13 protein-coding genes are annotated in these 11,902 nt (G+C 40.4%); 2 read left to right on the top strand and 11 right to left on the bottom strand.

The window, feature by feature from the left end:
- Nucleotides 1-3 precede the first annotated feature (3 nt).
- The 7 genes from C727_RS0104260 to tatA form a co-directional block, all read right to left on the bottom strand.
- A complete protein-coding gene (locus tag C727_RS0104260; protein ID WP_420196316.1) occupies nt 4-453 on the bottom strand; it encodes a c-type cytochrome in 450 nt (149 codons plus the stop codon).
- A 94-nt stretch (nt 454-547) separates the two neighbouring features.
- A complete protein-coding gene (locus C727_RS0104255) occupies nt 548-1,903 on the bottom strand; it encodes a DUF4397 domain-containing protein (RefSeq protein ID WP_017444384.1) in 1,356 nt (451 codons plus the stop codon).
- 120 nt (nt 1,904-2,023) lie between these two features.
- Nucleotides 2,024-3,022, bottom strand: a complete 999-nt coding sequence (hemB, locus tag C727_RS0104250; protein WP_017444383.1) for a porphobilinogen synthase — start codon at nt 3,020-3,022, stop codon at nt 2,024-2,026.
- Nucleotides 3,023-3,028: 6 nt separating this feature from the next.
- On the bottom strand, nt 3,029-3,850 hold the full coding sequence (locus C727_RS0104245) for a TatD family hydrolase (RefSeq protein ID WP_017444382.1): 822 nt from the start codon (nt 3,848-3,850) through the stop codon (nt 3,029-3,031).
- Entirely contained in the window at nt 3,837-4,571 is a 735-nt protein-coding gene (gene tatC, locus C727_RS0104240; RefSeq protein WP_017444381.1) for a twin-arginine translocase subunit TatC, read from the bottom strand. Before tatC ends, C727_RS0104245 begins: the two co-directional genes overlap by 14 nt.
- Entirely contained in the window at nt 4,564-4,911 is a 348-nt protein-coding gene (gene tatB, locus C727_RS17945; protein ID WP_017444380.1) for a Sec-independent protein translocase protein TatB, read from the bottom strand. The genes tatC and tatB overlap by 8 nt, the downstream gene beginning before the upstream one ends.
- Complete coding sequence (gene tatA / locus C727_RS0104230; protein WP_017444379.1) at nt 4,911-5,165, bottom strand: twin-arginine translocase TatA/TatE family subunit; 255 nt, start codon at nt 5,163-5,165, stop codon at nt 4,911-4,913. The genes tatB and tatA overlap by 1 nt, the downstream gene beginning before the upstream one ends.
- 140 nt (nt 5,166-5,305) lie before the next feature.
- Here tatA and C727_RS0104225 point away from each other — a divergent pair, with 140 nt between their 5' ends.
- Both C727_RS0104225 and C727_RS0104220 read left to right on the top strand, forming a co-directional pair.
- Nucleotides 5,306-6,193 carry a hypothetical protein gene (locus C727_RS0104225; protein WP_017444378.1) on the top strand — a complete coding sequence of 296 codons (888 nt, stop codon included), beginning with the start codon at nt 5,306-5,308 and terminating at the stop codon, nt 6,191-6,193.
- A gap of 117 nt (nt 6,194-6,310) precedes the next feature.
- Entirely contained in the window at nt 6,311-6,955 is a 645-nt protein-coding gene (locus C727_RS0104220) for a DUF2959 family protein (protein ID WP_017444377.1), read from the top strand.
- Nucleotides 6,956-7,035: 80 nt separating this feature from the next.
- Here C727_RS0104220 and C727_RS0104215 read toward each other — a convergent pair whose 3' ends face one another.
- From C727_RS0104215 to C727_RS0104200, 4 genes are all read right to left on the bottom strand, one after another.
- Nucleotides 7,036-8,688: a porin family protein gene (locus C727_RS0104215; RefSeq protein WP_017444376.1), complete on the bottom strand. Its 1,653-nt coding sequence runs from the start codon at nt 8,686-8,688 to the stop codon at nt 7,036-7,038.
- Nucleotides 8,666-9,541, bottom strand: coding sequence for an XrtA-associated tyrosine autokinase (locus C727_RS0104210; protein ID WP_017444375.1), 876 nt, complete (start codon nt 9,539-9,541; stop codon nt 8,666-8,668). The genes C727_RS0104215 and C727_RS0104210 overlap by 23 nt, the downstream gene beginning before the upstream one ends.
- An 11-nt stretch (nt 9,542-9,552) precedes the next feature.
- Nucleotides 9,553-11,166 (bottom strand): XrtA system polysaccharide chain length determinant, encoded by a 1,614-nt coding sequence (locus C727_RS0104205; RefSeq protein ID WP_017444374.1) that lies wholly within the window; start codon nt 11,164-11,166, stop codon nt 9,553-9,555.
- A gap of 97 nt (nt 11,167-11,263) precedes the next feature.
- Nucleotides 11,264-11,902 carry an XrtA/PEP-CTERM system exopolysaccharide export protein gene (locus C727_RS0104200; RefSeq protein ID WP_026052552.1) on the bottom strand — a complete coding sequence of 213 codons (639 nt, stop codon included), beginning with the start codon at nt 11,900-11,902 and terminating at the stop codon, nt 11,264-11,266.

The raw sequence follows: 11,902 nt of genomic DNA, 5'->3' as shown, positions 1-11,902 counted from the left end.
TTTTTACAGGCCTGATGTCATATAGTCGATAGCGGCCTGAATTTCTTCATCTGAGCAATCCCCACAGGTGCCTTTTGGAGGCATTGCATTAAAACCATTAATGGCATGCTTAAGCAAGGTCTCCATGCCTTTTTCTAATCTAGGTTGCCAATCAGCGGCATTGCCTGGTTTAGGTGCGCCTAACACGCCAGCGCTGTGACAGGCTGTACACGAGGCGTTAAAAATAGCTTCTCCGCTTCGAGCGCCACCCGCTGATGCATTTCCAGCTGCCCCATCAGCACTTGCAATATGCACAGAACCGACTGGTTTTAACCGTTCAGCAATAGCTTGATCACTCATATCTGCTGCAAATGTGAAAGGCGCAACAGCAATGCTAGAAACTAACAACAGCTTCTTAAAATTAAGTTTATTTAAAATACCCACGTATTTTCCCCGTTTGATAGAAATATTCATTTTTACTACAAACGATTATACCGCAATTTTTTGCCTGCTTGCAGATCATAATTAACCTGTTCCTGATAAAGTCAAAAACAGGTTAAACTTTGCTTTACATGGCCACTCTGTTAATCACAGAAGGGCTACCCTCTACCGGTGTATCAGTATCGCTTGCTGGTTCGGCAAAAATGATCCAATCGCCGGCTTCTGCATCTGTTGAAAAATGCACGTTGAGCTCTTCCGCAATGACTCTAGGCGCCCCTTCTCCGTCGTCAATTGCGACATAAATATCATAATAATCAGACGGTAATGCAATACGGGCAACGTCACTGAGTTCAGTATTTGTAATACGATAACTAGTGGTTTCAAAACTTGCGTCAGAGGCAACAAAGTAGATATCAACTTCATCATCACCCTGGTTATTTAACAAGTTAACAAAAGTTACCTGATGGTTAGTTGTGCTTGGGCGCTCGGTATTATTAAACGAAACATCATCTAGCTTACCGTCTTCATCACGATAAAATACCAGTGTGGTATCTTGACCTGCTGAGAAGTTATACAGCGCACCGTTAATTGAAGATCCACTTAAAACGACCTTGTAAGTCCCTGCTGTTAACTCAGTTGATAATTCAGGCAAGCTATCCGGATCTTGCGGATCTAATTGTTCGGTCGTTGCGCCTTTAGTAAGTGTTAACTGTGTCTGACCTAAACTCTCTGCGCTATTATAATAACGGAAGAATGAATTCAGACTTTCGTCTCGGTAAACGGTTGGACTAGTAAATGAGTCAACTAGACGCGCCATGGTTAAGATCTTATCACTGTTTAAAGTTTCGTTTTTCAAAACAAAATAGTATTGAATTTCGTCAATAAAAGTGGCATCCGGTGAGGTGTATAAAACTTCGCCTTGGCTGTCTTCAACTTGAATGTAATAAGTATCACCTTCTAGTGTTTCTGTTAACGACTCACCATAAGCTAATGTAAAGGTTTCAATTAATTCATTATCTTCGTTTTCAATGAATTTGATGGTCACAGTATCGCCAAAATCTTTAGCAAGATGAATTAAATTAAACTCAAACTCTTCATCGTCTAGATCTCGGCTTTCATAAGTAAATAACAAAGGCTCATCGCCGTTGGCCAACTCACCTACAGAGATTAAATAATTACGTTTGTCTTTTCCTAAATCCAATTCGCTTTCATACAAGGTTTTGGTGACATCACCTGCTTCTTCAGTTTTTAACGCTATGGTTTCAGAGCCTGCAGGCAATGTTTGACGCGTAGATTTATTTTCATACGAAACTGATGTTACTAAGCTATCATCATAATATAACTCAACCTGAGCGACATCTGACGATAAATTATAATAAGTCAGGAAACTGGAATCGTTGGAGCTGCCTGAATCACTACCGCAGCCTGATAACATAGCGGCACCCGCTACTAGTGCGCTAATCCCAACACTTTTTATTTTCATGAGCACCCCTTAGTCACTCTTATATTTTTGCATTACTGCAATAAACTAACATGTAAAAATTTTATTCTGTTTTGACAAATCGTAGAACCAGCCAATATGACAGAGTCATTGACAGATGGTTCATTCAGTTAACCAAATTGCGACATCTTTTGCAAAATAGGTCAAAATTCCATCGCAACCCGCCCGTTTAAACGCAAGCAAAGATTCTAACACAGTTTCTCGTTCGTTTAGCCACCCATTTTCAGCCGCAGCTTTAATCATCGCATATTCACCTGAAACCTGATAGGCAAAGGTCGGATAATTAAAACTTTGTTTAACTCGGCTGACAATGTCCAAATATGGCATACCTGGTTTAACCATAACCATATCAGCACCTTCTTCAATGTCTAAACCAACTTCTCGTAGGGCTTCATCTGAATTAGCTGGATCCATTTGATAATTTTTTTTGTCAGCGCCTTTTAAGTTAGCCGCAGAACCAACTGCATCTCTAAACGGGCCATAAAAAGAAGAGGCGTATTTAGCGGCATAGGATAAAATACGGGTATTTAGGTAGCCTTCAGCTTCCAGTGCTTCTCTAATTAATTTAATTCGCCCATCCATCATGTCGGAAGGGGCAACCACATCGGCGCCTGCTTTTGCATGTGACAAGGCTTGTTTAACTAACACTTCACAGGTTTCGTCGTTGAGAACATAACCCATCTCATCCACTATGCCATCTTGCCCATGGGTCGTAAATGGGTCAAGAGCGACATCTGTTATCACACCGAGATCCGGACAGGTTTCTTTTATCGCACGCACGGCCTTTTGCGCAAGGCCATCATCAGCATAAGCTTCTTCAGCATATAAACTCTTTTTTTCCACCGGTGTGACGGGGAACAAGGCAACCGCCGGTATGCCCAACTCAACTAACTGCTGACATTCTTTAACTAAAAGGTCAATTGATTTACGTTCCACTCCTGGCATAGATGTCACGGGTTCGCGTCGGTCTTTACCTTCAACAACAAAAACAGGGTATATTAAATCTTCAACATTTAATTTATTTTCAGCCATTAAAGCTCGGCTAAAGGCATCTTTGCGCATTCTACGCATGCGAGTTTTAGAAAATTGTGCAATTGCCATTATCTATTATTCCTCATTAATTTTTACCGCACTGTCTAAATTAAAAAACCGGACACTGTTTGCAAAAGTGGCACTTGCGACTTGCGCCAAGCTGATTGATTTAGCCTCTGCGATGGTTTGCGCGATCCAGGGTAAATAACTGGGTAAGTTACGCCGAGTTTTCGGTTTGGGCTGGATGTTTCTAGGTATTAAAAATGGCGCATCCGTTTCCAAAATGATCCGTGACAGCGGGATCTTCGGCAATAAATCTTTTAAGGCCTGTCCTCTCCGTTCATCACACACCCAGCCGGTTATACCAATGTAACATCCTAGATCTAGATAAGCTTCAAGTTCGGTTTGATTCCCAGTAAAACAATGCACTAGTTTTGGAACAGCTCGCAAATCTGTCTGTGCAATGAGCTGATAAAAATCTTGGTGGGCGTCACGTTGATGAAGATATAAAGGTGCCTGTAGACGAGACGCAATATCAAGTTGTTTTGCAAAAACTGTGCGTTGAACCTCTTGTGGAGAATAATTCCGGTTGTAGTCTAAACCACATTCACCAATGGCAACTAAACTATCATGTTGAGTATATAAATGTTCTATTTGGCTAAAGTCCTCTGCTTTTGCCGCTACAGCATCATGCGGATGAATGCCAACTGTGCTGAATAAATGGTTTTCAGTTTGGATAAATTCAAGATTGGCTTGCGCTTCAGCCAAATGACTCGCAATTAATAATTGATGTTGAATGCCAGCATCTTTACTGGCTCGCAAAACATCTAATCTATCTTTATCAAACTGGCCGTTTAGCAAATTAACACCAGCATCAAACCAATTAAGCGGTTTCATCTGTCTCTTCTTTTTTTTGGTAAAGTTTTGATACGATCAAACCCACTTCAAATAATAACCACATAGGTACCGCGAGCAGTGTTTGCGAAATAACATCTGGTGGTGTTAATAACATGCCTGCGACAAACACACCGACCACAACAAACCGTCGCTTTTGTGCTAACGAAGCAGGCGTTGTCATACCAGTCCAAACCATAAGAACGATAGCAATTGGGATCTCAAAAGCAATACCAAACGCAAAAAACAGCTTTAAAACAAAGTCCAAATAACTATTAATGTCAGTCGATACAGTAACACCTTCAGGTGCAGCTCCGACAAAAAACGGAAAAGCCAACGGGAAAACAACAAAATAAGCAAACGCCATACCCAAATAGAATAACAAAGATGAGCTGAATAATAACGGCGCAACCAGTTTTTTTTCGTTATTGTAAAGTGCTGGCGCGATAAATCCCCAAACATGGTACAGAGCGTACGGCATGCAAACAAAAATCGATAACACCATAGTTAATTTAAAAGGTGTTAAAAATGGTGTTGCAACCCCGGTAGCTATCATACTAGTAGATTCTGGTAACGCTTCAATCAGCGGCAGCGCAACCCAATGATAAATATCATTGGCAAAAGTTACAGACGCTGCAAACACGATCAAAACAGCAAGAATGATTTTAACTAAACGGTCTCTAAGCTCGGTTAAGTGACTAACTAATGACTGTGACTCACTCATCTGGTTGATTCTGCTTCTTTTGGCTATTTATTTTAGGTTGGTTAAATTCTTCTTTTAAATGATTAATCTCATCAGCCGCTTTTTTAAGCTCAGAAATTGCACTCTCTTCTTGGTCGGTTAAATCTCGCATGCCTTTTTCTTCAGCGCGTTTTAGATGCTCGTGCAATTCGCTCACTCGCATTTCATGATTGATATCAGCTTTAACGTTATTCACTGTCTGTTTAACCGAACGAACCGTCGACATCACCGAGCGAATAGCGCTGGGTAAGCGCTCTGGCCCTAACACCACAAGTGCCAACACGGCAATAATAACAAGTTCCCAAAAACCAATATCAAGCATTATTTTTCAACTTTTTGCTGATCTTTTACTCGCTCAGCGTTCGTATCAGATTTATCTGAATCAAGTTGTCTTTTTTGTTCTGTGCTTTCTGAATCTGTTTTGCTGCTGTCATCATCACCATTATATTCTTTTTTGAAACCTTTAATCGCAGCACCTAAATCACCGCCAATGTTTTTAAGTTTTTTGGTTCCAAATAATAAAATGACAATCACTAATATAATGACTAATTGCCAAATACTAATTCCACCCAACATAATTGACTCCTGTTTTTGTGGCAGACTGATGATCTATGCAGTATGCTCAATTATTATAAATTTAAATTGTTGTGTATATTAAATTAACAATGCAGACTTGGCTACACATAAGCCTATTAATAATTTTTTACTGTCCCAGGGTGTTAGCAGCACAAGCTGACAAAACTTCGCATACCTGGTATGACAGTTGGCATCAACAAGTTAACTCATCGATTCACAACAGTGTTGTATGGTTTGACAGTTTTTTTGTTACCGATAAAACAAACCCACAAAATATTTCTAAATCCCATGCTAAATTTACCTTAGCTTATGTCCCGTATGAGACACAGTTGGCAAATTTTGAGCACCAGTTTCGCATAAAAGCTAAACTTCCTAATTTAAAAGATCGCTGGGATATCATTTTTTCTGATTATGATGAAGATGATGAACGTAATCAAGCCGATAAAAATATTGCGGCGGCCAGAGCAAATCGCCGCAAGGACAACCCAAGCTTGGCTCTGCGCTTTAACCGTTTTATAAAAGATAACAAATATTTATCAGCTCGAGTTGGTATCGATGGCGGTTCTGATATTTATTTTAGAACACGCTACCGCAGAACATTTAATTTAACCAATGCAACAGAGTTGGAGTTTGAACCTGCCCTTTATTATTATTTGGACCAAGGCTATGGGGCGCGTTTCAACCTAGACTATAACTATGCTTTATCTTCACAAAGTTTATTAAGCTTTGCTAACGGGTGGGAGTATATTCAAGATGAACCTTTTTCGGAGTGGCGGCATAGTTTGTTACACTACTATCAGTTTGAATCGAACGCGGCCATGGTCAGTGGTTTTTTTTCTCATGGGCTCATTAATAAAAATGACGATTATTTAGTAGAAAACTACGGTTTGTTTTTTCGTTACCGATGCCAAACGATGAGAGAATGGCTGTATCTGGAAATTGAACCTTTCGTCCATCATCCACAAAAAATGGATTATGCTCAGACTTTTGGCATTGCTTTACGACTTGAAATAAATTTTTCGCACTAATCCACAATATTTTGCAAATCTTTAGCAATCTGGGTGCGTAGATATATACTTATATTCATCCGTTGTCATACATATAATCTCAACGGCATCCGGCATTCACATATGGAGAAAATTTTTATGAAGCCAATTTTACATTCGTTATTCGTTTTTAGCATTCTGTCACTGGCTGGCTGTCAATCCGCTTATTATTCCGCTATGGAAAAAGTCGGTTATCACAAACGAGACATTCTGGTAGATCGTGTTGAAGCAGGACAAGAAGCCCAGCAAGAGGCAAGAGAAGAGTTTACCTCTGCGTTAGAAAAATTTCAGTCACTCGTTAATTTTAGTGGGGGTGACCTACAGGTTGCTTATGATGAGTTAAACAGTGAATATGAAGACAGTAAAGACGCCGCGGATAAAGTGCATAAACGCATTAAAAAAATTGAAGCGGTCGCAGAGGAGTTGTTTGAGGAGTGGGAGGAAGAGCTTGAATTATTTCAAAACGCCAACCTTAAAAACCAGAGCCAGCAAAGGTTGAGTGATACGCGTATGAACTATGGAAAGCTCATTATGAGCATGAAACAAGCTGAAAATAAAATGCAGCCCTTTTTAACTGCGTTACGAGATAATGTACTATATTTAAAACATAACCTTAATGCTCAGTCTATGGGGGCGTTGCGAGGTGAGTTACGACAAATTGAACGCGAAGTGGATGACATCATTCAAGACATTGAAAAGTCATTGGCCCAATCTAATTTGTTTATTCAGAGTTTAAAACTTTAAACAAAGTAAGTGCCAACCTGATTAACCAGGTTGGCACACGAGCATTCGCTTGGCGACGATAGAGTGTTCGTTTTGTAAAACTAAAACTGGTAAATCAAACCGACTCTAAGTCGGTCATCAACATAGTCTGCATCAAGACGATTAGCATCAAATTCTCTCCGTGATAACTCCGCCTCCAAGGTCAAATGTTGACTACGCTGAGAGCTCAATGTGAGTGATGTAAACATATTGTCATCTGTACGAGGTTCGCCAATTTCGTTGACTTCACCTAAGTACTCAATCCGATTTAAGCGGCTGCTAAACTCAAGCGAAGTCTGCGACGACAGCGCATACGCTAACAGCATTGTATAATCTTCGGAGCGCTGCTTACGTCCAGCCAATGAACCTTCAAGCACCTCCTGTTCGGTATAACCTATCCCAAGGGAGCCTGTTAATCGGCGCTGGTTATTTAAATATAATATTAGCCCCCCACGCTCTTCAAAAGTCACTTGGTCTTCAAGTTCGTAAACCGTGTTAGTAAAAGTGATTAACTGCTCATCTGCTGCAAGTTGGTAATCTGGTTCTAGGGGGATATAACAGCTGCCAATATCAAATTCATTGCTGTTACAGACTAAACTGCCCACTACCTCTTCATTAAATTGATCTAATGTATCAAGCGAGATACCTTCAATATAATAGGCGCGTGTTCGCCAAAAACGGCTGGCGTGATTTAATGTAAACTCGTAGTTTTCACCAAATTGATTGCGATCATAATTCAACATGAGATCAGTGCGCGGAGAAAAATACAAAGATAAGGTCCCGCCAATAAAAGAGCGAGTTTCTTCATCACCGACTTTCGAACGGTAGGCTAAAATATCTATGTTGCTTTTTTGCCCAAAGCGATAATTTATGCCAGTGCCATACTGCTGATATGCAAGGCCGTCAGATAAATCGTCCTGATTTTTAATCTCACTACGACTGACCCGAGCATTATTGCTCCAAGCCCAACGTTCGCTGAGCGGCACTTTAATTTGCGCGATTAGTTGATTTTGTTCAAAATCGGATACATCGACCCTATCTGATTGACTAGAACTAACTGATACCAACCAATCAACAGCACTATTGTAACCATTGCTCGCGGTCGCTGAAAACAAAGCACTTTTAGTATCATATGCGGTCGTTAAGTCATTCTGTGGTTCCGCTTGTGCTAAGTCAGATTTGTCCGCTTCACTTTGCATAATGCTTGCCTGAGCGACAAAGTTTAAAGATTGACTGCCAGCTTTTTTAAACTTTAAACTTGCTTGTTTCTGTTCAACCGCAGAGAGCGCCTCACTGCCAACGATATTATCGGCAAAAACACCATAGCGGCTATTAATAATTCGATAATCTCGCTGTCCAGAAGCCGACAAAAAAAGTCGGTCTTCGATGAGCTCAAGCTGACTGGCAGCATTATAATAAACCTTTTCCCAGTCGGGCTGATCATTGTTGTGATAAATCGCATCAGCCGTGACTGTTGAAGTGAAAGTTAAGCGTCGGCTAATATAATCTGTATCTAATATCGCTTTATATTGCTGAACCTGATCGCTGTGCTCGCCTTCACTTTCGGTAAAAATATTGTTATCTGTATCAATTTGCACCCAATGGTAATTTGCTTCAACTTGCGGAGTTAATTGCCAATCCCCCGCTTTCACCGCCGGATTTAAGACCGCCGCCAGTAGCAATGTTAAATACTTAGGCTTTGTGACCATTCGCATAGGCATATCCATAACCATAACCATAGCTCGCTTCTTTGTTAGATTTGCTTTTATTGATAACAAAACCAATTGCTTTTTCTTTGTCCAAATGATCAACGGCCTTTTTTAAATCATTTAGATTCGTACTCTCTTCTTCAACAACCACTAAAATTTGACCCGCAAAATGTGTTACCACAATGGTCTCATTAATCCCCAGTATCGGCGGTGCATCTATGACCACAATTCGATCCGGATAGCGTCGAGCAAACTCGTCAGCAAGTTTTTTCATGCGCTCGCTCGATAAGAGTTCAGTAGCCAGGTGATTATGCTTTCCGGCAGGAATAAATTTAAGGTTCGCAACATTAGTCGAATATATTATGTCGCTAACTTGGTCTGTTTCAGCCAAAAGATACTCCATTAAACCTTCATCGACTTGCCCCTCCAGCTGAAGTTTTTTCGTGAGTGAGGGTTTCAATACATCACCATCGACTAATAAAACGGTTTTATCCTGTTCAGCTGCAATACTAAACGCAAGGTTAATGGCGGTAAATGACTTACCTTCTTGTGGCACACTGCTCGTCACTGCGATTAAGTTAGCATCCGTAATGGTTTTAGAAATGGGGCCGAATGCATTGCTTAATAACTTGCGTTTAATTGCCCGCATTTCTTCGTTGATGATAATCCGATCGGCTCCTGGCGTGACATATCCCTGCTCGGCTAATTGCTCGATTGGTAACTCAACCGTTTTGCCTTGCCGCGTACTTGCTGTCCGTGAAGTGACTGAAGTCGAAGTTTCTCCATCTGACTGACGCGCCACTTGAGCCTCTTTTTTCGTTTGCCCCTGTTTGGCGAGCGCTTTTTCAATTGTACTCATATTTGATCGCCCTATAATTGACTTCGGATAGTGTCAGACACTGTGCTAATAAATTCACTATCTAATCTTAGACCCATAAGTGCCATCAAAGTAAATCCACAAAAAGTTAATAGCAACACCCCATTTAGGCTCCAAAATACGATCAGTTTTCTGTTTGCCTGCTTTTTCAGCTCGCGATGATTTACATGCGAAACTTTACCTAAAACTGGCAAACCTGTGACTCGGCTGATTTGAGAAGCCGAAACAACAATTGGGTTCAACTGGCTCGTTAAAAAGGCGACCATAACACCAATACCATAACCAAATATCAAAACGAGAATATTCAAAAGTATTCTTGGTGGTCCGCTAGGCCCAAGGGCTAATCTTGGTGGTTCTATGATTCTGAACTGCACATCATCCGACTGAAGATCGGCTTCTTTTGACATTTGCATTGACTCACGACGACTGAGCAACTCATCATATTTTCCTTTGGTAATATCATAGTCGCGGTTTAAACCCGACATTTGTGCTTCTATTTGCGGGATTAAGTCCATTTTTTCCTGTAGAGCATCAATTTTGGCAATATAAGAACGCTTACGAACTTCTAACGAAGCCAACTCATTTTTATATTCTTGTAAAGAAATTAATAGCTCTTCACCCACTTTACCAGAAACATTTTCGTTACTGTCAAAATCGGCTGAGGCTAATCGCTCGCGATAACTTGCAATTTTTTCTTCACGGAGTTGTTTAAGCTGCGCCAACATATTCTGGGTTTCAATCACGTCAGGATGGCGAGACGTATAACGAATTAATAACGAATCTAATTGTTGTTCTAAACTTTTAATGCGTTCGTCATATTCAGTTTCAATAAGGCTAGAGTTCGCATCTAGATTAGAAACTGCGGTTTGACTTGAGATATTAAGCGCGTCTTTTGCCTGTTTTATCCGCGACTGAGTTTCATCAATTTGTAAGTTAACTTCTTCTAAATTACTTTTTAATGTCGCTAACTGGCCGTGCACACCACCGGCACTTTCAACAAGAATGTCCGCATGTTTGCGGCGAAAGTCTGATAAACGGTTTTCCGCTTCTGTTAAACGTTTTTCGTATTCAGTGATCTGGGATTGTAAAAACTTAGTGGCTGTGTCTGAATCTTGTCGACTTGAACCCAAAGTTGATTCAACGAATAACGTAAGAGTTTCTTCGACCACTCGTTTAGCGACCGCAGGAGAAGGATCCTCATATTCTATTGTGTAAATATTTTCTCGCCCGGATGCTCTGAAATTAATTGCGTCTTTAAGATGAGAGATTAACGCCTCATATTCCGCGCGCGTTGAAGTTTGCAGATCAAGATCTGCATTACGGGCGATTTTTTCTAAATTTGGTCGCGATAATAAAGTTCTTGCGATTAATTGTAGCTCTTGATCAATATTGTTTTGCAAAGCGAGGCCGCGTAACAGAGGTTGCAATATTGAGCGCGTATCTGCGTATACTTTAGCCGATGATTCATAAACATTTGGCATATTGGCCACAAAAATCCAGCCAAGCGGACAAATTAACCAAGCAAAAATTAAAATATTGCGTTTTTTTAACCAGACGCCCTGCAAATATTCGAAAATGTCGTCTATTGTTTTTTGAATATTATCCATTAATTACACTCATCATAAGGGCTATTGCCTTATTTTTTCCGATCATTCAGACAAACATAAAATAAGGGGCAAAACAAGTCACCCCTTAAAAAAACGCCTAGAACCAAGCTTCAGGAATGATGACAATATCACCAGGCAAAATATCTACGTTTTCTTTGATATCGCCATAGTTGATTAAACTGTCAATATTTATGTCGTAGGTGTTTTGCTGACCATTTTCAATTCGAACTAATTTAGCACTATCGCCCGCTGCAAATTGAGTTAACCCACCTACTTCAATCATCAAGTCAAGTAAAGTCATGTTTTCGCGGTAATTAACAGCCTGCGGTGAGGTAGCTTGTCCAATCACTCGAATTTGCTCACTGTAAGGGCCAACAAAACCAGATATACTAACAGTGACGATAGGATCTTTGATGTAGGTAGCCAAGATCCGCTCTATGTTTCTTGCTAATTGAGTCGGTGTCTGGCCTGATACTTCTATATCTTCTACTAAGGATGTGGTGACTTTACCATCGGGTCTGACGATAAAACTCCCTGAAATTTCTGGATTGCGCCAAACAAAAATATTTAACGTATCTCCTGGACCAATTTTATAATCATAATTATTGATATTTGTTGTTTGGGAAGCATGAATAGTTGCATTTGGTAAGGTGTTGGTGCCCGCGCAGGCCGATAACAAACTCACTGCAAAGATTGGCAAAAAGTGCCTGCTAAAATGACGTTTCTGCTTCTTCAT

The organism is Gayadomonas joobiniege G7 (genome assembly GCF_000300815.1).
GTDB lineage: Bacteria > Pseudomonadota > Gammaproteobacteria > Enterobacterales > Alteromonadaceae > Catenovulum > Catenovulum joobiniege.
Note: the sequence above shows the minus strand (reverse complement) of the source record. Positions and strands in the feature narration are given on the sequence as shown.

Excerpts from the sequence above, each read along its gene's own strand:
- C727_RS0104220 (WP_017444377.1), top strand. The coding sequence starts at position 6,311 with ATGAAGCCAATTTTACATTCGTTATTCGTTTTTAGCATTCTGTCACTG.
- hemB (WP_017444383.1), bottom strand. The coding sequence starts at position 3,022 with ATGGCAATTGCACAATTTTCTAAAACTCGCATGCGTAGAATGCGCAAA.
- tatA (WP_017444379.1), bottom strand. The coding sequence starts at position 5,165 with ATGTTGGGTGGAATTAGTATTTGGCAATTAGTCATTATATTAGTGATT.
- tatC (WP_017444381.1), bottom strand. The coding sequence starts at position 4,571 with ATGAGTGAGTCACAGTCATTAGTTAGTCACTTAACCGAGCTTAGAGAC.
- C727_RS0104200 (WP_026052552.1), bottom strand. The coding sequence starts at position 11,902 with ATGAAGAAGCAGAAACGTCATTTTAGCAGGCACTTTTTGCCAATCTTT.
- C727_RS0104205 (WP_017444374.1), bottom strand. The coding sequence starts at position 11,166 with ATGGATAATATTCAAAAAACAATAGACGACATTTTCGAATATTTGCAG.
- C727_RS0104245 (WP_017444382.1), bottom strand. The coding sequence starts at position 3,850 with ATGAAACCGCTTAATTGGTTTGATGCTGGTGTTAATTTGCTAAACGGC.
- C727_RS0104215 (WP_017444376.1), bottom strand. The coding sequence starts at position 8,688 with ATGCGAATGGTCACAAAGCCTAAGTATTTAACATTGCTACTGGCGGCG.
- tatB (WP_017444380.1), bottom strand. The coding sequence starts at position 4,911 with ATGCTTGATATTGGTTTTTGGGAACTTGTTATTATTGCCGTGTTGGCA.
- C727_RS0104210 (WP_017444375.1), bottom strand. The coding sequence starts at position 9,541 with ATGAGTACAATTGAAAAAGCGCTCGCCAAACAGGGGCAAACGAAAAAA.
- C727_RS0104260 (WP_420196316.1), bottom strand. The coding sequence starts at position 453 with ATGAATATTTCTATCAAACGGGGAAAATACGTGGGTATTTTAAATAAA.
- C727_RS0104255 (WP_017444384.1), bottom strand. The coding sequence starts at position 1,903 with ATGAAAATAAAAAGTGTTGGGATTAGCGCACTAGTAGCGGGTGCCGCT.